This window comes from Azospirillum formosense, from assembly GCF_013340925.1.
In the GTDB taxonomy this organism is placed as follows: Bacteria; Pseudomonadota; Alphaproteobacteria; order Azospirillales; family Azospirillaceae; genus Azospirillum; species Azospirillum formosense.
This window is the reverse complement of sequence record NZ_WHOR01000032.1, coordinates 12,789-33,250: the sequence shown is the minus strand read 5'-3', so window position 1 is coordinate 33,250 and position 20,462 is coordinate 12,789. Positions and strand designations below refer to the sequence as shown.

The following is a 20,462-nucleotide window of genomic DNA, read 5'->3' as shown; positions in this document are numbered from 1 at the left end:
GGCCATGCCCGCAGTCAGAACAATCTGGCGGGGGCGCTGGGCAAGGCTTCGGCCGCCGCGTCCGCCCGTTCCGCCTTGCCCAGCGCCTCCGCCAGATTGTTCTGACTGCGGGCATGGCCGGGGGCCAGCGTCAGCGCCAGCCGGTAGAGCGCCGTAGCGGCGGCGACATCCCGCGCGCCCAGCCGCAGGTCTGCGAGATCGCAGGCGAGATCCGGCGACAACGCGCCGCGGCGCACGGCGCCGGCCAGCAGAGCCGCCGCCCGGTCCGCCCGTCCCTGGCGTTTCAGGCATTCCGCTTGGCTGCGCGCGTAGGCGGGGTTCTCCGGCGCGCAGGCGGAGGCCCGGCGGAAGCGCGCCTCGCCTCCCGCGGGATCGCCCGCGGAGACGGCCAGAACGCCGAGGATGTTCCAGGCTTCGCCGTGGCCGGGGACCAGCGCCAGCGCACGGACCACTTGGCGTTGCGCCACCGCCCGGTCACCCCGCTGGAGCGCGGTAGCACCCGCGCGGAGGAAGTCCAGCGCGTCGTTCACGCGGCCCCCTGTGCTGACAATCGGATCATGACCGCAAGTCCAACGCGTTCAGCGCTTCCGCCCAAACCTCGGCGGCGCGGATGGGGTGGAGGTGGTGGTCGCCGGGATTCGGGCTGCGGAACGCCTCGGCGACCAGCCCGCTCTCCGGGTCGGTGATGCGCGGCGTGATGTCGACGAAGGGCAACCCGCGTGCCTCCGCCTCGTCGCGCAGGCGGGCGTTGTAGCGGTGGGTCAGTTCGGTGCGCTGGCGCAGCGTGGCGGTGACCTCATGCCGGGCACGCGCCACATTGCCGCGGGTCTCGCCGTCCCGGATGGTCGGCAGCACCGCCCCGGTCAGCACCAGCGTGGGATAGCCGCCCTCCAGCAGATCGTCCACGAAGGCGGCGCAGGCGGCCACCGACTCCTCCAGCTGCCGCTCGACGCCGTCGCCGTGCCTCTGCGCCCGCCACCAGATGACGAATCCGCAATCGACCTCGCCAAGCTGGATCACCGGAATGGCTTTCGGATCGGCGGGCAGCAAGGCGTCCTTGAAGAGAGCGACCGCATGAGTCCGGCTTTCCGGGTTGCGCAGCCCAACCGAGGTCGCTCCCGGAACCAGAAGACAGCGCGCCGGCCGGTCGAGCAGGCGGATCGTCGCGGCGATCTCGAAGGATTGCACGTGGCTGTCGCCGATGAAGAACCAGTCCCGCATGCCCCATGATCCACGCCGTCACGGGTGCATTGTGGAGCGGTGGCAGGCTGGGGGCAAACTGGAAAACGAAGAGAGGAGAGCTGTTTCAACCCTTTGGGTTCAGGGGCCACGCCACCCTTTGACGGGGTGCGCGAGGGGTGGCGGCCGCCCCTCGCAAATCACGTCACTCCCCGCCTCAACTGTCCTTCGGCTTGTGCGTGTCGCTGATCGGCTGGACCCCGGCCGGCGGCTGGTCCTGCTGCTGCTGGGGCTGCTGGTCCTGCGGCGGCTGCTGGTTCTGCTGGTTCTGCGGCTCCGGTTCGGGGCGGCGCGGGCCGGCCTTGACGTCGTTGTAGACGGCCTCGGCGACGCGCAGCAGGTCCTCCTTGGACATCCGCCCGGCCAGCGCGTAGGCCAGCGGCCCCTCCACCCAGTAGATGGTCGCCACGTCGCCGTTCTGCGAGAAGCCGAACTTGGCCGGGTTGCCGGAGCGCGGGGCACCGACGAACAGGGTGACGCGCTTGTTCGCCTCGTTCACGTACATGTACTGGGCGCCGGCGCCCAGTTCGGTGGGCAGCGACCGCCCGCCGATCAACCGCAGGCCGACCTTGCCCAGGTCCGGGCCGAAGACGTCGCGCCCGACGCGCTTGGACAGCCAGCTGTTCAGCTCGTCCTGGTTGTCGGCGCCAAGCTCGACCTGGAAGCGCTCGTCGGAGGTGTAGAAGCGGTGGGCCTGGGTGGCTTCCTCGGCGAAGGTCTGGAGCGTCTGGCGCTGCTGGACGACCGGCGACTGGTCCACCGCGCCGCGGCCCAGCCAGCCGCCGCCGGCACCGCCGACGATCAGCATCACCGCCGCGGCCATGCGCACCCAGGAACGGGCGTGCCAGGGGCCGGCGTTGTCGTTGCCGGGCATGCGCCCGCGCAGCTTGCCCGTCAACTCCTCGACCGGGCCGCTGGCCGGCTCGCGCAGCACCGGGTCGAAGAGCTCGTGCAGCAACGCGGCCTGGGCGCGGTAATCCTCGGCCCGGCGGGCGGCATCCGGGTCGTCGGCCAGCCATCGCTCAACGAAGAGCCGGCGTTCCGGAGCCAGTTGCCCATCCACGTAGGCATGCAGTTCGTCGTCCGTTACGCAATGCGCGTTCATCACTTCACCCGCCTGAGGGCCACCGAGCCCTCGTTCGCCAGCTTCGCCCTGACCGCCTCGCGCGCCCGCGAGAGGCGCGACATGACGGTCCCGATCGGCACGCCGAGCGTCTCGGCGACCTCCTCGTATTTCAGGCCCTCCAGCGCGACGAGGAGCAGCACCTTGCGCTGTTCCTCCGGCAGGTCGTCGAGCGCGCGCATCATCTCGCGCAACTCCACACGTTCCTCCTGCCGGGCCGGCGTCACCAGCTTCGACTCGACGCTGTCCACATCGACCTCGTCGGGCCGCGACGCTTTGGAGCGGACCTGATTGACATGGACGTTGTGCAGGATGGTGAAAAGCCATGCCCGCAGGTTCGTCCCCGCCTTGAAGGTGTCGGCGCGCGCCACCGCCCGCGTCAACGCCTCCTGCACCAGATCCTCGGCATCCGAACGGTTGCGCAGCAACGCGCGCGCGTAGCGGCGCAGCGACGCAATGTGGACTTCCAGCTCGACCCCGAACGTGCTCAACCGCGCACCCGATTGTTGCCTCGAAGGCTCCACGGACCGCCGGTTGGCGGATCATGGCACTCCTTCAGGTAGGAACGGGTGGCGCGGCCTCCCAGGGCCGAGCCCCATTCAGGACCCGGTACGCCAGGATGAACGCCCCCCGCTCTTCGTTTATTCCAGACTTTGATGCCCGTGCAGCAAAAATTCGGCGGAAAGGTGGCGGGACCGAAAAGCGTCCCCCTTGGAGCGCCACCTTGTGGCAAATCGCCGCTGCGCGCGGATGAGCCGCCTGTTCCGGCGCGCGGCTTGGCACAATCCACCGCACTGCGTCATAAGGGCGGGGCCATGGCACGCCATCACGACACCATCGAGATTCTGGTCACCGCCCGCCACCTGGAGGCCCAGGGCATCCGCCCGACCACGCGCATGCTGCGCCTGGCGCTGGGCGGCGGCAGCAACGCGGCCATCGCCCAGGCGCTGGCCATGGCGGAACTGACCCCTCTGGAAGACCTGATCCGGCGGCGGCGCGACCAGCTCGACCTCGACATCGCCAACGCCCGCCGCGCGTTGGCGGAACTGGAAGCCGAACAGGCCCGGCTGGACGAGCTGGACGATTCCTTGGCCGCGCTGGACAAAGCTTAGCCGAAAAAGAAAACCCCTCCCCCGGACGGTGCCGGGGAAGGGGAATCAAGCGCAGAACCGATCAACCGGCCTGATGCGCCTTGGCGTAGCCCAGCGATTGCAGCGCCTCGGCGATCTCCGGCAGGATGCCCGGATCGTCGATGGTCGCGGGGGTCTTGTAATCCTGGTTGTCGGCGATCTTCTGCATGGTGCCGCGCAGGATCTTGCCGGAGCGGGTCTTCGGCAGGCGCTCCACCACCACGGCGCGCTTGAAGTCGGCGACCGGGCCGATCTGCTCGCGCACCAGCTGGACCACCTCCTTGACGATCTCCTCGTGCGGGCGGGTCACGCCGGCCTTCAGGCAGAGGAAGCCCAGCGGCACCTGCCCCTTCAGGTCGTCGGCGACGCCGATCACCGCGCATTCCGCCACGTCCTTGTGGCTGGCCAGAACCTCCTCCATGCCGCCGGTGGACAGGCGGTGGCCGGCGACGTTGATGATGTCGTCGGTGCGGGCCATGATGTAGACGTAGCCGTCGTCGTCGATGAAGCCCGCGTCACCGGTCTGGTAGTAGCCGGGATAGTCGGACAGGTACGACTTCCTGTAGCGGTCGTCGGCGTTCCACAGCGTCGGCAGCGTGCCCGGAGGCAGCGGCAGCTTCACGCAGATGGCGCCGATGTCGCCGCGCGGCACTTCCTTGTTCTCGGCGTTCAGGATCTGCACGTCCCAGCCCGGCATCGGGCGGGTGGCGGAGCCGTACTTGATCGGGAACAGATGCACGCCCAACGGATTGCCGGAGATCGCCCAGCCGGTCTCGGTCTGCCACCAGTGGTCGATGACCGGAACGTTCAGATTGTCCTCGGCCCAATGCAGCGTGTCGGGGTCCGACCGCTCGCCGGCCAGGAACAAGGCGCGGAAGTGCGACAGGTCGTACTTCTTCAGCAGCTCGGCGTTGGGGTCCTCGCGCTTGATGGCGCGGAAAGCGGTCGGGGCGGTGAACAGCGTGCCGATCTTGTGCTGCTCGATCACCCGCCAGAAGGTGCCGGCGTCCGGCGTGCCCACCGGCTTGCCCTCGAACACCACCGTGGTGCAGCCGTGCAGCAGCGGGCCGTAGACGATGTAGGAGTGGCCGACGACCCAGCCCACGTCCGACGCCGCCCAGTACACCTCGCCCGGCTCGACGTTGTAGATGTTCCTCATCGTCCACTTCAGCGCCACGGCGTGGCCGCCGTTGTCGCGGATGACGCCCTTCGGCTGGCCCGTGGTGCCCGAGGTGTAGAGGATGTAGAGTGGGTCGGTGGCGGCCACCGGCACGCATTCCGCCGGCTCGGCCTTGGCGACGGCCTCCGCCCAATCCACGTCGCGGCCCTCGACCAGGGTCGCGGTCTCCTGCGGACGCTGGAAGACGATGACGCTGGACGGCTTGTGCTCCGCCTGCTCGATGGCGGCGTCGAGCATCGGCTTGTACTTGACGACGCGGTTCGGCTCGATGCCGCAGGAGGCCGAGACGATGGCCTTCGGCCGCGAGTCGTTGATGCGGGTCGCCAGCTCGTGCGGGGCGAAGCCGCCGAACACCACCGAATGCACGGCGCCGAGACGCGCGCAGGCCAGCATGGCGACCAGCGACTGCGGGATCATCGGCATGTAGAGGATGACGCGGTCGCCCTTTTCCACGCCCTGGGCGCGCAGCGCGCCGGCGAAGCGGGCGACCTGATCCTGAAGCTCGGCGTAGGTGATGGTCTGCACGGTCTTGGTGACCGGGCTGTCGTAGATGATCGCCGCCTGGGCGCCGCGTCCGGCCTCCACATGGCGGTCGACGGCGTTGTAGCAGGTGTTCAGGACGCCGCCGGTGAACCAGCGGTAGAAGGGCGCGTTGCTGTCGTCCAGCACCTTGTCCCAGCGCTTGATCCAGGTGATGTCTTCCGCCGCCTCGCCCCAGAATCCGTCGGGATCGGACAGGGAACGGGCATGCATCTGGTTATAGCGATCGGCCGAGCTTTGGCTCATGGGGGCGTCCCTTATATTTTGTTTGGTTCGCGTTTCTCCGCAGCCGCGCAATGAACGTTCACGCAGCGCCCCAATCTGCGTCAAATCTGCATCGTTTGGCAAACGGCATTCCGGAAGGTGCGGCGGGCTGTCGCACCACTTTCGTGAGCGCCGGAGCCCTCCGCCACCCCTCCAGCGGGTGTTACCGCTCCAGTTGCAGGAAGCCGGCGGCCAGCGCCGCGCCGCAGAAGCCGACATCCTCGATGTAGGTCTTCGTCTCCGACACCCGCACCCGCCCGCAGGGGCGCTGCGGGTTGCGGGTGTCGATGGGCATGACGTGGCCGACGCCCTTCAGCAGCACCGTCTCCACCCACAGGGCGTTGGCCCCCGCCGGGGCGAAGCCCTGGCGCACGGCGCGGTCCGGCCAGGACGGCTCCTGCCCGATGACCACGGGGGCATCCGCCTTCAAGCCGTGGAAGGCCGTCCATTGGTTGGTCAGGTAGAGGGCGTTCTGCGGGTCCACGGTGCAGTCCGCCGTCCCCTGGACGATCAGCACGCGCGGACGCCCGGCGGAGTGCTGGGCACGCTGGACCGCCTTCGTCCATTCGCGGCTGTCGTAGCCGCCGGAGCGCGCCTTTACCTCGGCACAGGCGCGCATAACCGAGATGCCGCAGAGCGAGGCGGCAGACTGCATGCTCTGCGCACACATCACCGGCACGCCGGCGAACAGCGCCCCGCCCGCGAAGACCTGCGAATAGTCGGCCAGCAGAACCGCGGCCATACCCGCACCCGCCGACAGGCCGGTGACGGACACCTGTTCGGCGTCCACCGCCGGGCCTTTGGCGCCCAGCCCCTTGCCGGAGACGACGGCACCGACCATCGAGGCGATGGCCGCCGCCTCGCTCGGCACGAAGCCCTTCAGCGGGCTGTTCAGCCGGTCGGCGAAGTTGAAGCAACCGAGCGGGTTGCCGTAGCGCCCGAAGCCCCCGGTTCCCGCCATCGACAGCAGATTGTGCTTCTGCGCCGGCAGCAGGGCGACGAAGCCATGGGCGTCAGCCATGTCCTTCCAGCCCGAATCCTCGAAGAAGGTGCGGGCATCCTGCTCGCAGCCGTGAAGCAGGACCAGCAGGGGCGCCTTGCCGCGCGCCCGCGCGCCGTCCGGCACATAGACCAGGGCCGACAGGGCGGTGCCCTGCGCGTCATAGGTGCCGGCGGGGAGCTCGACGGGCATGGCCTGCTGCGGCTGGGCCGCGGCGACGGGGAAAAGCCACGACAAGAGGAAGAACGCCGCCAAAATCGGCTTTCGTAAGCGCACCAATAATGTCATCGCCGCCATCTCCTTCCCACCTTGGGAGGACTGATTCGTTGAACATCAAATCGCCTCACCAATTCCCATAGAAGACACGCAACAATCACTTGTGAACCGCTAATTTTTAAACGGCCAATCCAATCGCATACTTGAGTATGGCTGCGTTCATTTTTCACAGGCCGCGACGCCCTGTCCGTGATCGGGTTCCCTCTGCGTCGGCCTTGTCTCTGGCCTATTGGAGACCGGAACGCTATGCATGTCCCCATGAGCAGCGACCCGCCCGTCTTCGGCATCCGCCCGATTCTGACCGTCGTCCACCCGAACGGCGAACGGCTGATCGTGGCCCGGCTGACCAGTCTCGGCGGGTCCAGCCAGTCCAACCGCTTCGTCCTGCGCCGCGCCGATTTCCGCGCGCCGTGGGAGCAGCCGGACAAGGGCTATTTCGGTTATGCGGAGGTCGCCCGCGCGCTGGACGCCAACGGCTGGCGCGGCTGCGCCATCGAGGCGATGCCCACCACCGACCTGGAGGAGCGGCGGACCCGCCAGCTCGCCCGCAAGAAGCTGCACCTGCAATGCGTGGAGGCGGCGATCCGCCGCGCGCAGGAAAGCCAGGCTCCCTGAGCGGGCGCCGCAGCGCAGCCTTCCCCCGAACCCGCGCGGCGCTTATATCCCGTTCCAAGCACAGAACGGCCAAAGCCCAGTATGGCCAAAGCCCAGAACGGAGGGACAGATGACCCGCAGCGCCACCCGGCACCCGATTGGCAATTTCCCTGGCGCTCCCCAGACCACCATGCCCGACACCGCCCTGGCCGCCACCGGGGACGGTCCGGACCTCGGCACCCTGCCCTCCTGGGACCTGACGGACCTCTATCCGGGCATGGAGTCGCCGGAGCTGAAGGCCGACCTGGAGCGGATGGAGGGCGCGTCCAAGGACTTCTATGAAAAGTACGCGACCAAGCTGGCCGGACTGGACGGCAACGCCTTCGCCGCCGCCATCCGCGAGTACGAGCACATCGACGAGGTGCTGTCGCGGGTGATGTCCTACGCCGGGCTGGTCTACAACGGCAACATGACCGACCCGGCCATCGCCAAGTTCTACCAGTCGGCGCAGGAGCGGGTGAACGGCATCTCCACCCACCTCGTCTTCTTCACGCTGGAGATCAACCGGCTGGAGGACAAGGTGCTGGACGCCAAGCTGAAGGCGTCGAAGGACCTCGCCCGCTACGCCCCCTGGCTGCGCGACGTCCGCCTGTTCCGCGAGCACCAGCTCTCCGACGAGGTCGAACGCCTGCTCCACGAGAAGCATGTGGTCGGGCGCGCCGCCTGGAACCGCCTGTTCGACGAGACCATCGCCAGCTTGCGCTTCCCAATCGGCGGCAAGGAGCTGACCTGCGCGGAGGCGCTGAACCGCCTGTCCGACCGCCGCCAGGAGGTCCGCAAGGAGGCCGGGACGGTGATCGGCCGGGTGATGGGCGACAACATCCGCCTGTTCGCCCTGGTCACCAACACGCTGGCCAAGGACAAGGAGATCGACGACAAGTGGCGCAACTACAAGGCGCCCACGTCGGCCCGCAACCTGTCCAACCGCGTCGAGGACGAGGTGGTGGACGCGCTGGCCGCGGCGGTGAAGGACGCCTACCCGGCGCTGTCCCACCGCTACTACGCGATGAAGGCCAAGTGGTTCGGGCAGGACCATCTGGATTACTGGGACCGCAACGCGCCGCTACCCGACGACACCGACCGCAGCATCCGGTGGGACGAGGCGCGCGATCTCGTATTGGGCGCCTATGGCCGCTTCTCGCCGGATCTGGCGGATCTCGGCAAGCGCTTCTTCGACAACGCCTGGATCGACGCGCCGGTGCGCCCCGGCAAGGCGCCGGGCGCCTTCGCCCACCCGACGGTGCCCAGCGTCCACCCCTATCTGCTGGTCAACTACCAGGGCAAGACGCGCGACGTGATGACGCTGGCGCATGAGCTGGGCCACGGCGTGCACCAGATCCTGGCCGGCGGCCAGGGGCACCTGCTGTCCGACACCCCGCTGACGCTGGCCGAGACCGCGTCGGTGTTCGGCGAGATGCTGACCTTCCGCGCCTTGCTCGACCGCGAGACGGACCCGAAGCGCCGCAAGATCATGCTGGCCTCCAAGGTCGAGGACATGCTGAACACGGTGGTCCGCCAGATCGCCTTCTTCGACTTCGAGCGCCGCGTCCACACCGAGCGCCGCGAGGGCGAACTGACCGCCGAGCGGCTGGGCGAGATCTGGATGGCGGTGCAGACCGAGAGCCTCGGCCCGGCGCTGCGCTTCGACGAGGGCTACCGGAACTACTGGTCCTACATCCCGCACTTCATCCACTCGCCCTTCTACGTCTACGCCTACGCGTTCGGCGATTGCCTGGTGAACTCGCTCTACGCGGTCTACCAGGAGTCGGAGAAGGGCTTCGCGGAGAAGTATCTGGCGATGCTGTCGGCGGGCGGCACGCTGCGCCACCAGGAGCTTCTGGCTCCCTTCGGGCTGGACGCCAGCGACCCGGCCTTCTGGCAGAAGGGGCTGAACGTCATCCGCGGCTTCGTCGACGAGCTGGAAAAGGCGTAAGGACGCGCTGCCCCTGTCCGGCGGGCCGGGGCAGCCTTCCCCACCATACGGAAGGCGGGCTGGTGCGGCGCCATGATTGATGGCGATGTTGCCTCGCCCCCGAACCTTGATCTCCACCCGTTTCCTGCGGCAGGATCGCCGGACGCGCCGCTATTCCGCAACGCGACCATCGCCATCAAGTCTCCTCAAAAAGACTAAATTCAGAATAAATTTCACGCAATCAAAATAAAAAAGGCGCATTTCGTGGAGATATCAATGAAAGAACTCCCTCGTAAATTGCTTTTTTGTGGGGATGTGCTGCGCGCCAGTCCGGATTTTCAATTCTACGGCGCCAACGTCCGATGGATCGAAGCTGTTTTTCGGGGATCTCTTGCCGATCTCTTCGATGAGGTCGCGGCATCCGATCGTTCTCTGCCCACGATGTCGTATCCAGAGCTTTACGATCGCCTCTATGGGGAGCGCGGCGAGGGTGTGCGGGATCGCTGGGCATCGATCTACGATGGGCGCCCTGCCCCGGATGCCTTTGGATCCCTCGTGAAGGATCTGTTCAGTGGTTGCTTCCTGTTTATCTTCGAATGCGCCCCATCCATGCTCGATGCTCTCAACGAGCTTGGCATTCCGTTCATCGACGTGCGCGTTCACCCGGTGAGGTTCCTAGGCGATCTTGTCCTGTCCTTTCACTCCAACGTTCCATCGATCCGGCGCAGGATCGAGAAGTTCCGCCTGAGCCGGGATTTCATCGCCGCGGAGGTCAATTACACCCGCGGCCGCTTTGCGAATCTTGACACCGATGTTGAAGAGGAAGCCATCGTCTTCTTCTCGCAAATGTCCTTCGACGCGACCACCATCCACAACGGTTCGTTCGTCACCGTCGGCCAGCATCGGGAAACCTTGAGGACACTGGTCGGAGATCGCCCCACCTGGATCAAGCCACACCCGAACGAACCGGATTCACGGATCACCAGGGAATGGATGGAGGTCTTCCCCACCAGCAGGGTGACGCACAGCAACACCTATCATCTCTTGGCCAGATCAAGAAGTCTTCACATCATCACAATCAGCTCCAGCACTGGCTGCGAAGCGGAATTTTTTGGTCATAAGGCAACGTATCTGTCGCCGAAGAACCTTGGACTGGCCAGCGGCTTCCACGAGAATTACACGCCCGTCCTTTTTCATTACTGGCACCCGGAATTCTGGAGATTCGTGTTCCGGGACAGTCCGTTCCAGTTCGATCTGGGCTCTCATGCCTTCGTTCCGGATCGGTTGCGCAAGGTCATCGGGGAGCAATGGTCCAAGACTTTCTGACCGGCCGGAGGGCGGAGATCATGCAACTGCTTGATCGTCGTCAAGAACCGGCCCGGACCCGATGGCATAAGGTTGTCCTGGACCCGCACATCCACGACCGAACGGATCAGACTCCCGCCATGTCCATCGCACCCTCGATCCCCGCCTGGAGCCCATCCCTGGAAGTCGGCAACGCCATCATCGACGCCGACCACAAGGAAACCGTCGAGCTGCTGGCCGAAGCCGCCAAGGCATCGGACGCCGACCTGCCCGCCCATTTCACCGCCTTCGCCCAGCACCTCCGCGACCATCTGGCCCGCGAGGAGGAGTTGATGCACCAGTACGGTTTCCCGCCGACGCCCATCCATGTGCACGAGCACAACCGCGTCCGCCTGGAGCTGGAAGGCATCGCCAAGCGCGTGGCCGCCGGCAATCTGGCGCTGGTCCGCGGTTACCTGACCGAGGTCGTGCCGGAGTGGTTCATCAACCACAAGAACACCATGGACAGCGCCACCGCCGCCTGGATCCGCAGCCAGGGCGGCTAATCCACCGCCCTCCACCGTCAAAGCCGAGCGAACACCGAATTGAGGGGTGGCTCCGTCCGGAAGAACACCGGAGGGAGCCCTTTCCCGGATGGCCTGAACACGGGCGAAACTTTACCCTTGTTGCGCCAATCCGCTCCGGATATTCGCGAAAATTGCTGCTTTGACGTGGGAGGTGCTTGATGGGCGATTTCACGCTTCGCACCGCCGACCGGCGGGACGCGACCCTTTCCCAGGAAGCCGTCAACGATCTTGCCGCCCGTCTGCGTGGCCCGCTGCTGACCCCGCAGTCGCCGGGCTATGACGAGGCCCGGACGATCTGGAACGCCATGATCGACCGCCGGCCCGGCCTGATCGCCCGCTGCGCCGGGGCCGCCGACGTCATGCAGGCGGTGCGCTTCGCGCGGGAGAACGGGCTGCTGGTCTCGGTGCGCGGCGGCGGTCACAACATCGCCGGCAATTCCCTGTGCGACGGCGGCCTGCTGATCGACCTCAGCGCGTTGCGCTTCGTCCATGTCGACCCCATCAGCCGGACGGCGCGGGTGGCGCCCGGCGCCACGCTGGGCGACCTCGACCGGGAGACGCAGGCCTTCGGGCTGGCCGTTCCGGTCGGCATCAACTCCACCACCGGCATCGCCGGGCTGACGCTGGGCGGCGGGTTCGGCTGGCTGACCCGCAAACACGGGCTGACGGTGGACAATCTGTTGGCCGCCGACGTGGTCACCGCCGACGGGAAGTTCCTGCGCGCCAGCGCCGACGAGAACGCCGACCTCTTCTGGGCCATCCGCGGCGGCGGCGGTAATTTCGGCATCGTCACCTCCTTCACCTTCCGCCTGCATCCCGTGGGGCCGATGGTGTTCGCCGGGCTGGTCGTCCATCCCTTCGCAGGGGCTGGCGACCTGATGCGCCGCTACCGCGACGCCACGGCGGCCCTGCCGGACGAGGCCACCGCCTGGATGGTGCTGCGCAAGGCGCCGCCCCTGCCCTTCCTGCCCCCGGACGTGCACGGCAAGGAGGTGGTGGTCATGCCCGTCATCTATGCCGGCGACGACGAGGCGGCGGCCCGCAAGGCGCTGGAACCGGTGCTGTCGCTGGGCACGCCGGTCGGCGAGCATACCGGCCTCATGCCCTACGCGGCGTGGCAGGCGGCCTTCGACCCGCTCCTGGTGCCGGGCGCGCGGAACTACTGGAAATCGCAGAACTTCACCGGGTTGGAGGACGGGCTGATCGACCTGCTGGTCGAGGAGGCCGCGAGGCTGCCCTCCGACCAGTGCGAGATTTTCGTCGGCCTGCTCGGCGCGGCGGCCAACCGCGTGCCGGCGGACGCCACCGCCTACCCGCACCGCGACGCCCTGTTCGTCATGAACGTGCACGCGCGCTGGAACACCCCGCCGGAGGACAGCGCCTGCATCCAATGGGCGCGCGGCGTCTCCGACCGGACCGCCGCCTACGCCACCGGCGGGGTCTATGTGAACTTCGTCACCGACGACGAACAGCGCGTCCAGGCCGCCTACGGGCCGAACTACAAACGCCTGCGGGCGCTGAAGGCGCAATACGACCCGACCAACCTGTTCTGCGTGAACCAGAACATCGCGCCGGGCGGGTGAGTTCGGTAATCCTGCGGAACGGTGGCACCATCCCGCGCAAGCGGGTTACAGTGTCACCGATCCCCAGGAGAGCGAAATGGGCAAGATCGTCAGGCTCGAAATCGACGAAGCGCTGCACGCGACTCTGACCGAACGCGCCGCGATCAACGGACGTTCGGTCGAGGAGGAGGTCGGTGCCATCCTGTCGCAGGCCGCACGCCCCGGCCGTGCGGCGCTCATTGAGAAACTCCAGCGGGAGCAGGATGAACTTGCCCGCAAATACGGTGTGCTTTCCGACAGCACACCGCTGATGCGTAATTTAAAGAACTGCTGAATCCATCAGACTGGAGTATAAAAATGCAGCACTTATATTTTCCCTATATTAATATACCAAAGAGCAACTGGCTCATGCACACACTTCTGTACACAGATAAATTACATGCCATAGTTCCTTTCAATTACATGGAAAATCCAAACAAATATGAAGAGTTCATGCAATCATTGATAAGAGAAGGACTTGTAGAGCAACATTTCGTTAACATACCACATCAGAAAACAAGGGATTTTGCGGCAGGATTTCTTGCCGTACTACGCGCTCATGGGTTGCCAAGTCATAGTTTTTATAAGGCCAATACATCTAGAGAACGCCAGATTGCAATCAGGAGTGCAAACCTTAAATTTCCTGGAGCCGTCCATTCTGAGAAAATGATATCATCAGAGCTCAATGAAACTCTAATTGAAATGGGTCTTGCATTTAAATCAATGCCTAAATGGAACTATTGGTACCATATGGAAGAAATGACCGCTAGGCTGTATATGTCCTATTTAGCCCAATATATATGCGCCCTAAGTGAAACCCCAATATCACCAATCACTAACGAATTGAAAAATATGGAGCTTTTATCCAAGCAGGGGAGAAAACAGAGATCAACAGCAGTAAAATCTCATCTGAGACGCTGCCTTATCGAAGGCATTTTACCCACTTGGAATGGCCCAATCGACTTATATGAAATAAAGAACTTTAAGGATAAGAATCAATATCTGCTACACTCATTTAGAAGAAATATAGAATCGCTTATTGATGAATTGTACAACAACGGAAGTCCATCAGAACGCAGAGTTTCCGATGCGCGAGATAAATTGCGAGAAGACACAAATAAAATAAAAGAGTCTCTTGTTAAAAAATTCTTAAAACCTGTAATGCTGTCTACCTTAGGAACTATTCTCGCGGCTCCAGAGCCAACCCTCAATCTCTATTCAGAAATCACAAAGAGCGGATTAAGCAGCGGCCATATCTTGCCCGCGATTACTGTTGCTGGGGCTGCGTTGGCTGCGGCAGGTGCGCTCCCCACCTTATTTGAGCGCGAACGATCCCCTCTTGCATACGCTGTGCTTGCCAATCGCCGTTTTCAAGCACGGCCTCAAAGTGCTTTTGATATAACAGCATTATAGCAATATGGACTCGCCTTTCGGCCTCGCCGCACCCACCTATTCGGCATGCCGAACACGGATGAGAACAGGCTTGGCGGCCGGATCGCGCGGTATGCGCGGGTCGGGACCGCCGTGGGGGGCCTTGCGGCCCGTTTCGCCGGGGAACGGGTGCTGGGCATCCCCCTGGAGCGGGATCGCCACGCCGCCGAACTGCGCGCCGCGCTGGGCGGGCTGAAGGGACCGTTGATGAAGGTGGCGCAACTGCTGTCCACCATCCCCGACGCCCTGCCCCGCGAGTATGTGCAGGAGCTGTCGCAGCTCCAGGCCGACGCGCCGTCGATGGGCTGGCCCTTCGTCAAGCGCCGCATGGCAAGCGAGCTGGGTCCCGCCTGGCACAAGCGCTTCCGGCACTTCGAACAGACCGCCGCCGCCGCCGCCTCGCTGGGGCAGGTGCACCGCGCCGTCGGGCTGGACGGGCAGACCCTCGCCTGCAAGCTCCAGTACCCGGACATGGCCTCCGCCGTGGAAGCGGACCTGCGCCAGCTCGGGTTGATCTTCGCCATCTTCGAGCGCACCGACAGCGCCATCTCCACCAAGCAGATCCAGGCCGAGATCGGCGCCCGGCTGCGCGAGGAGCTGGATTACGAGCGCGAGGCCAAGCACGCCCGCCTCTACCGCGCCATGCTGGCCGACACTTCCGGCGTTCATGTGCCGGCGGTGGTGCCCGACCTGTCCACCCGGCGCCTGCTGACGCTGGAATGGGTGGAGGGGTGCAAGATCCTGGAGTTCGTCAAGGACCATCCGGACGCCCGCGACGCGCTGGCGATGAACATGTTCCGGGCCTGGTACGTGCCCTTCTACGGCTACGGCATCATCCACGGCGACCCGCATCTGGGAAACTACACGGTGCGGCCCGACCGCGGGATCAACCTGCTGGATTTCGGCTGCGTCCGCGTCTTCCCGGCGCGCTTCGTGAAGGGGGTGATCGACCTCTACGACGCGCTGCAGACCGGCAACCAGGACAAGGCGGTGGAGGCCTACCGCACCTGGGGCTTCGGCAACCCGACCAAAGAGCTGGTGGACGTGCTGAACATCTGGGCGCGCTTCGTCTACGCCCCGATCATGGACGACCGCGCCCGCCGCATCGAGGAGACCAACTCCGGCCATTACGGCCGCGAGACCGCCGCCAAGGTCCATGCCGAGCTGCGCCGGGTCGGCGGGGTGGAGGTGCCGCGGGAGTTCGTCTTCATGGACCGCGCGGCCATCGGTCTGGGCTCCGTCTTCCTGCATCTCCAGGCCGAGGTGAACTGGTACCGGCTGTTCCAGGAGATGATCCAGGGCTTCGACGTGGACGTCCTGCACGCCCGCCAGACCGCCGCCCTGACCGCCCAGGCCCTCCCTTTGCCCGAATAGCCGCCGACTCGTAATGCTTCCCCCGTCCCACCGCTTTGGTCTATACGAGCGGCTCCCATGAAGACCGCCGATTTCGACTTCGACCTTCCGCCGGACCGCATCGCCGAGCATCCGGCCAAGCCGCGTGACGCCGCCCGTCTGCTCGACGTGGCGGAGCGCCTGCACGACCGCACCGTGCGCGACCTGCCCGCCCTGCTGGAGCCGGGCGACCTGATGGTCGTCAACGACACCCGCGTCATCCCCGCCCGGCTGGACGGCCGGCGCGGCGAGGTGCGGGTGGAGATCACGCTCCACAAGCGCGAAGGCGAGCGGGAGTGGGCGACCTTCGCCCGCCCCGGCAAGCGGCTGAAGCCCGGCGACGTGATCGCCATCGCCGAGGACTTCGCGGCCGAGGTGGTCGCCAAGGACGGGATGGAGGTGCGCCTGCGCTTCTCCAAGGGCGGGCCGGCGCTGATGGAGGCGCTGCACCGCCACGGCCGGATGCCCCTGCCGCCTTACATCCGGCGCGAGGCGGACGAGCAGGACGCGGCCGACTACCAGACCGTCTTCGCCGCGCGCGAGGGCGCCGTTGCCGCCCCCACCGCCGGGCTGCACTTCACGCCGGAGCTTCTGGCGGCGCTCGACACCCGCGGCATTCGCCGCGTGCCGGTGACGCTGCATGTCGGGGCCGGCACCTTCCTGCCGGTCAAGGTGGACGACATCGCCGAGCATCGCATGCACAGCGAGTGGGGCGAAATCTCCGCGGAGACCGCCGAGGCCATCAACGCCACCCGCGCCGCGGGCGGGCGCATCGTGTCGGTCGGCACCACGGCGCTGCGCATCCTGGAGACGGCGGGGCTGGACGACCGCAGCATCCGGGCCTTCAGCGGCGACACCGACATCTTCATCACCCCCGGCTACCGCTTCAAGATCGTGGACCTGCTGTTGACCAACTTCCACCTGCCCCGCTCCACCCTGTTCATGCTGGTCTGCGCCTTCGCGGGCATGGACACGATGAAGGCGGCCTACGCGCACGCCATCGGCCAGAACTATCGTTTCTTCAGCTACGGCGACGCGTCGCTGCTCCGGAGGGTGTGATGACCGGGATCGGGTTCGAGCTTCTGAAGACCGACGGGCGCGCCCGGCGCGGGCGGGTTTCCACCGCGCACGGCGTCATCAACACGCCGGCCTTTATGCCTGTAGGCACCGCCGCCACCGTCAAGGCGATGACCAGCGACGCGGTGAAGTCCACCGGCGCGGAAATCCTGCTCGGCAACACCTACCACCTGATGCTGCGCCCCACGGCGGAGCGCGTCGGGCAGTTGGGCGGGCTGCACCGCTTCATGAACTGGGACAAGCCGATCCTGACGGACAGTGGCGGTTTCCAGGTCATGTCCCTGTCGGACCTGCGCACCATGACCGAGGAGGGGGTGACCTTCAAATCCCACCTCGACGGCAGCAAGCACCACCTGACGCCGGAACGCTCGATCCAGATCCAGCACCTGCTGGACAGCAACATCACCATGTGCCTGGACGAGTGCACCCCCTTCCCGGCGACGGAGGCCCAGGCGGCTTCGTCCATGCGCCTGTCGATGCGCTGGGCCAAGCGCAGCAAGGACGCCTTCGTCGAGCGGCCCGGCTACGGCCTGTTCGGCATCGTGCAAGGCGGCGTCTACGCCGACCTGCGGGCCGAGAGCGTGGCGGCGCTGAGCGAGATCGGCTTCGACGGCTACGCCATCGGCGGGCTGGCCGTGGGCGAGGGCCAGGAGACGATGTTCACCGTGCTCGACTTCACCGAGCCGCTGATGGTCAAGGAGCGCCCGCGCTACCTGATGGGGGTGGGCCGTCCCAGCGACCTGATCGGGGCGGTGCGGCGCGGCGTCGACATGTTCGATTGCGTGATGCCCACCCGCTCGGGCCGCACCGGCCAGGCCTTCGTGCGGCGCGGCACCATCAACATCCGCAACGCCCGCCACGCCCACGACGAGCGCCCGCTCGACGAGGAATGCGGCTGCCCGGCGTGCCGCAACCACAGCCGGGCCTATCTGCACCACCTGTTCAAGGCGGGCGAGATGCTGGGGCCGATGCTGCTGACCTGGCACAACCTGCATTACTACCAGGACCTGATGGCCGAGCTTCGGCAGGCCATCGAGGACGGCCGCTTCGAAGAGGTTGCAAGCGCGCTGGAGGCCCGCCTGAACGAGGGCGACGTCCCCGCCACCGAGGACCCGCTGGCCGCCCTGAAGGCGAAGCCGGCCAGGCCGGCGAAACCCGCGAAGAAGGAATCCGCGGATGTCTGAGACCATCTACGCCGGCCTGACCCAGCTCGGCGGCGCCACCGTCCAGCCGAAGACCCCGGAAGAGGCGGTGCTGGAGCGCGTGCCGAACCCGAATCCCGGTGAGAATTACGTCGTGCGCTTCACCGCGCCGGAATTCACCTCGCTCTGCCCGATCACCGGCCAGCCGGACTTCGCCCATCTGGTCATCGACTATGTGCCGGGCGAGTGGCTGGTGGAGTCGAAGTCGCTGAAGCTGTTCCTGACCAGCTTCCGCAACCACGGCGCCTTCCACGAGGCTTGCACCGTCGGCATCGGCAAGCGGCTGGTGGACGAGCTGAAGCCGGTGTGGCTGCGCATCGGCGGTTACTGGTACCCGCGCGGCGGCATCCCCATCGATGTGTTCTACGCCACCGGCGAACCGCCAAAGGGTGTGTGGATTCCCTCGCAGGACGTCCAGACCTACCGCGGCCGCGGCTGATCCAAGGATACCCCCCGATTTCCCTCTCCCCCCCGGGGAGAGGGTTAGGGTGAGGGGGTTGCGCTTTTGCCGAACGTACCACCATGCCCGACCCTGCCACCTCCACCCGCGAAGCGATCCGCGACCGCGCCCTGTCGCTGGGCTTCGACGCGGTCGGCTTCGCGCGGGCGGAGCTCGGAGAAGACGCCAAGGCACGGCTGGCCGAGTTCCTGCGCCAGGGCCGGCACGGCGACATGGGCTGGATGGAGGACAAGGCCGACCGCCGCGTCCATCCCCAGGCGCTGTGGCCGGAGGCGCGCACCGTCATCGCGCTCGGCACCAGCTACGCCCCGGCGGAGGACCCGCGCGCCCTGCTCGCTCATCCCGACCGCGGCATCGTGTCGGTCTATGCGAGGAACCGCGACTATCACGATCTCATCAAGGGCCGACTGAAGACGCTGGGCCAATGGATCGCCCACCGCTTCAAGGCGGAGCTGAAGGTCTTCGTCGACACCGCCCCGGTGATGGAGAAGCCGCTGGCCGAGAAGGCCGGGCTGGGCTGGCAGGGCAAGCACACCAACCTCGTGTCGCGGTCCCACGGCTCCTGGCTGTTCCTGGGCGAGGTCTACACCACGCTGGAGCTGCCGCCGGACCCTCCGGGGGTGGACCGCTGCGGCCAGTGCCGCCGCTGCCTGGACTCCTGCCCCACCGCCGCCTTCCCCGCCCCCAACCAGCTCGACGCGCGGCGCTGCATCTCCTACCTGACCATCGAGCACAAGGGACCGATTCCGGAGGAGTTGCGCCCGCTGATGGGCAACCGCATCTACGGCTGCGACGATTGCCTGGCCGCCTGCCCCTGGAACAAGTTCGCCCGGCGCTCCCGCGAGGCCGCCTTCCTGCCGCGGGCGGAGCTGACGGCGCCGCGGCTGGCCGATCTGGCGCAGTTGGACGACGCGGGGTTCCGGCAGGTCTTCAGCGGCTCGCCGATCAAGCGGATCGGTCGCGACCGCTTTGTGCGCAACGTGCTGGTGGCTTTGGGCAACAGCGGCGACGCCCGCCACGCCGCGGTGGCCGAACGGGCGGCCGAACGCCTCCTGGATGACCCGAGCGACGTGGTGCGCGACGCCGCGGGCTGGGCGCTGGCCCGGCTCAGGAGCGCGCAGAACCCTTCAGGCTGAGCCAGAGCAGGCCGCCCGGCAGTGACGACAGGGTGACCGACAGGCCGATCATCAGCGACAGGGCGAGCGCGTCGGTGGCGCCGAGGCCGTAGAGCGCGAAGCCCGCGACGAAGGCCCCTTCCCGCACGCCCCAGCCGTTCAGCGAGATGGGCAGGGCCGCCGCGAAGATGGTCATCGGCACCACGGCCAGCGCGTCGAGGATCTGGACGGGGATGCCCAGCGCCTGGGCGTAGGCGATGACCGCGAAAACGGTGCACAGGTGCACCGCCGCGCTGTGCAGCAGCCCGGCCAGCGCCGCCCGGCTGAGCAACGCCACGCGCAGGCGCGCCACTTGCGCCTGCACAGCCCGGACCGGCGGGCGCCGCAGGACACCCGGCAGGGGAAGGCGGTCCGCCTGGAGCCCCGCGATCATGGCGATGGCGAGCAGCGCCACCGCCGCCGGCCCGGCCCAGGCGACCGAGGGCGGAGCCGTCGCCACAAGGTGCGGCAAGCCGAGAAACAGCAGCAGGATGCAGCCGACCAGGGCCAATAGCCGGTCCAGCACCAGCGCCAGCACCACGGCGGCGGAGGACGCCCCGCCCCGGTAGGTCAGCCAGCCGCGCACCACGTCGCCGCCCAGTGCCCCCGGCAGCACTTGCCCGAAGAACAGGCCGGTGAACATCAGCCGCATCGCCAGGCCGTGCGACACCCGTTCGCCCGCAGCCCACAGAGCGTCGCGCCAGCGCTCCCCGGCACAGACCACGGCGAGCAGCTTCGCCGTGAAGCCGGCGGCCAGCCAGACCGGGTCCGCCCCGGCAACCCGCGCCAGCAGGGCCGGCCAGTCGGCGTTGGCGCCCAGCACACCGAGAACCGCCAGGGTCACCGCCAGCTTGGCGAGCAGCATCAGACGCCCGCCCGGCTTTCCGGCGGGCAGGGTGACTGCTTCGGCGGGCATGGCGCTGGCGTCCTGGCTGCTCAAATCCTTCATGACTCCT

The 20,462-nt window shown here is 66.7% G+C and carries 21 protein-coding genes; 14 read left to right on the top strand and 7 right to left on the bottom strand.

Annotation, left to right across the window (positions count from 1 at the left end; translation table 11 throughout):
- Window positions 1-14 precede the first annotated feature (14 nt).
- The 4 genes from GBZ26_RS06885 to GBZ26_RS06870 form a co-directional block, all read right to left on the bottom strand.
- Window positions 15-530, bottom strand: coding sequence for a tetratricopeptide repeat protein (locus tag GBZ26_RS06885; RefSeq protein ID WP_174438198.1), 516 nt, complete (start codon window positions 528-530; stop codon window positions 15-17).
- Window positions 531-555: 25 nt separating this feature from the next.
- Window positions 556-1,221, bottom strand: a complete 666-nt coding sequence (locus GBZ26_RS06880) for an SGNH/GDSL hydrolase family protein (protein WP_174438197.1) — start codon at window positions 1,219-1,221, stop codon at window positions 556-558.
- 175 nt (window positions 1,222-1,396) lie between these two features.
- On the bottom strand, window positions 1,397-2,344 hold the full coding sequence (locus GBZ26_RS06875) for an anti-sigma factor family protein (protein WP_174438196.1): 948 nt from the start codon (window positions 2,342-2,344) through the stop codon (window positions 1,397-1,399).
- Window positions 2,344-2,853, bottom strand: coding sequence for a sigma-70 family RNA polymerase sigma factor (locus tag GBZ26_RS06870; protein ID WP_014239953.1), 510 nt, complete (start codon window positions 2,851-2,853; stop codon window positions 2,344-2,346). Before GBZ26_RS06870 ends, GBZ26_RS06875 begins: the two co-directional genes overlap by 1 nt.
- A 324-nt stretch (window positions 2,854-3,177) precedes the next feature.
- On the opposite strand from GBZ26_RS06870, the gene GBZ26_RS06865 reads away from it, so the two are divergent.
- On the top strand, window positions 3,178-3,474 hold the full coding sequence (locus GBZ26_RS06865; protein ID WP_174438195.1) for a hypothetical protein: 297 nt from the start codon (window positions 3,178-3,180) through the stop codon (window positions 3,472-3,474).
- A gap of 61 nt (window positions 3,475-3,535) precedes the next feature.
- Here the strand turns inward: GBZ26_RS06865 and GBZ26_RS06860 are convergent, their stop codons facing one another.
- Window positions 3,536-5,458: a propionyl-CoA synthetase gene (locus tag GBZ26_RS06860; protein ID WP_174438194.1), complete on the bottom strand. Its 1,923-nt coding sequence runs from the start codon at window positions 5,456-5,458 to the stop codon at window positions 3,536-3,538.
- Window positions 5,459-5,639: 181 nt separating this feature from the next.
- Entirely contained in the window at window positions 5,640-6,668 is a 1,029-nt protein-coding gene (locus GBZ26_RS06855) for an extracellular catalytic domain type 1 short-chain-length polyhydroxyalkanoate depolymerase (protein WP_174438193.1), read from the bottom strand.
- On the opposite strand from GBZ26_RS06855, the gene GBZ26_RS30600 reads away from it, so the two are divergent.
- The 13 genes from GBZ26_RS30600 (at window position 6,667) to queG (ending at window position 19,488) form a co-directional block, all read left to right on the top strand.
- On the top strand, window positions 6,667-6,798 hold the full coding sequence (locus tag GBZ26_RS30600; RefSeq protein WP_282184314.1) for a hypothetical protein: 132 nt from the start codon (window positions 6,667-6,669) through the stop codon (window positions 6,796-6,798). The genes GBZ26_RS06855 and GBZ26_RS30600 overlap by 2 nt on opposite strands.
- A gap of 212 nt (window positions 6,799-7,010) precedes the next feature.
- Window positions 7,011-7,367, top strand: a complete 357-nt coding sequence (locus GBZ26_RS06850; protein ID WP_114860556.1) for a hypothetical protein — start codon at window positions 7,011-7,013, stop codon at window positions 7,365-7,367.
- Window positions 7,368-7,536: 169 nt separating this feature from the next.
- On the top strand, window positions 7,537-9,339 hold the full coding sequence (locus tag GBZ26_RS06845; RefSeq protein WP_174438199.1) for a M3 family oligoendopeptidase: 1,803 nt from the start codon (window positions 7,537-7,539) through the stop codon (window positions 9,337-9,339).
- A gap of 255 nt (window positions 9,340-9,594) precedes the next feature.
- A complete protein-coding gene (locus GBZ26_RS06840) occupies window positions 9,595-10,644 on the top strand; it encodes a hypothetical protein (protein ID WP_174438192.1) in 1,050 nt (349 codons plus the stop codon).
- Window positions 10,645-10,763: 119 nt separating this feature from the next.
- Window positions 10,764-11,168: a bacteriohemerythrin gene (locus GBZ26_RS06835; RefSeq protein WP_174438191.1), complete on the top strand. Its 405-nt coding sequence runs from the start codon at window positions 10,764-10,766 to the stop codon at window positions 11,166-11,168.
- A gap of 179 nt (window positions 11,169-11,347) precedes the next feature.
- Entirely contained in the window at window positions 11,348-12,772 is a 1,425-nt protein-coding gene (locus GBZ26_RS06830) for an FAD-binding oxidoreductase (RefSeq protein ID WP_174438190.1), read from the top strand.
- A 76-nt stretch (window positions 12,773-12,848) separates the two neighbouring features.
- Complete coding sequence (locus GBZ26_RS06825) at window positions 12,849-13,085, top strand: FitA-like ribbon-helix-helix domain-containing protein (protein WP_174438189.1); 237 nt, start codon at window positions 12,849-12,851, stop codon at window positions 13,083-13,085.
- Between the two features lie 74 nt (window positions 13,086-13,159).
- A complete protein-coding gene (locus GBZ26_RS06820) occupies window positions 13,160-14,203 on the top strand; it encodes a site-specific integrase (protein WP_174438188.1) in 1,044 nt (347 codons plus the stop codon).
- Window positions 14,204-14,248: 45 nt separating this feature from the next.
- On the top strand, window positions 14,249-15,595 hold the full coding sequence (locus tag GBZ26_RS06815) for an ABC1 kinase family protein (protein WP_174438187.1): 1,347 nt from the start codon (window positions 14,249-14,251) through the stop codon (window positions 15,593-15,595).
- Between the two features lie 57 nt (window positions 15,596-15,652).
- Complete coding sequence (gene queA, locus GBZ26_RS06810; RefSeq protein WP_174438186.1) at window positions 15,653-16,672, top strand: tRNA preQ1(34) S-adenosylmethionine ribosyltransferase-isomerase QueA; 1,020 nt, start codon at window positions 15,653-15,655, stop codon at window positions 16,670-16,672.
- Window positions 16,672-17,874: a tRNA guanosine(34) transglycosylase Tgt gene (tgt, locus tag GBZ26_RS06805; protein ID WP_174438185.1), complete on the top strand. Its 1,203-nt coding sequence runs from the start codon at window positions 16,672-16,674 to the stop codon at window positions 17,872-17,874. The genes queA and tgt overlap by 1 nt, the downstream gene beginning before the upstream one ends.
- Window positions 17,867-18,331 carry a preQ(1) synthase gene (gene queF / locus GBZ26_RS06800; protein ID WP_174438184.1) on the top strand — a complete coding sequence of 155 codons (465 nt, stop codon included), beginning with the start codon at window positions 17,867-17,869 and terminating at the stop codon, window positions 18,329-18,331. Before tgt ends, queF begins: the two co-directional genes overlap by 8 nt.
- A gap of 83 nt (window positions 18,332-18,414) precedes the next feature.
- The gene (queG, locus tag GBZ26_RS06795) at window positions 18,415-19,488 is read left to right on the top strand and encodes a tRNA epoxyqueuosine(34) reductase QueG (RefSeq protein WP_174438183.1); all 1,074 of its coding nucleotides are present in this window, start codon (window positions 18,415-18,417) and stop codon (window positions 19,486-19,488) included.
- Here queG and GBZ26_RS06790 read toward each other — a convergent pair.
- A complete protein-coding gene (locus GBZ26_RS06790) occupies window positions 19,460-20,422 on the bottom strand; it encodes a lysylphosphatidylglycerol synthase transmembrane domain-containing protein (protein WP_174438182.1) in 963 nt (320 codons plus the stop codon). The two genes, queG and GBZ26_RS06790, sit on opposite strands and share 29 nt — an antisense overlap.
- Between the last annotated feature and the right edge of the window lie 40 nt (window positions 20,423-20,462).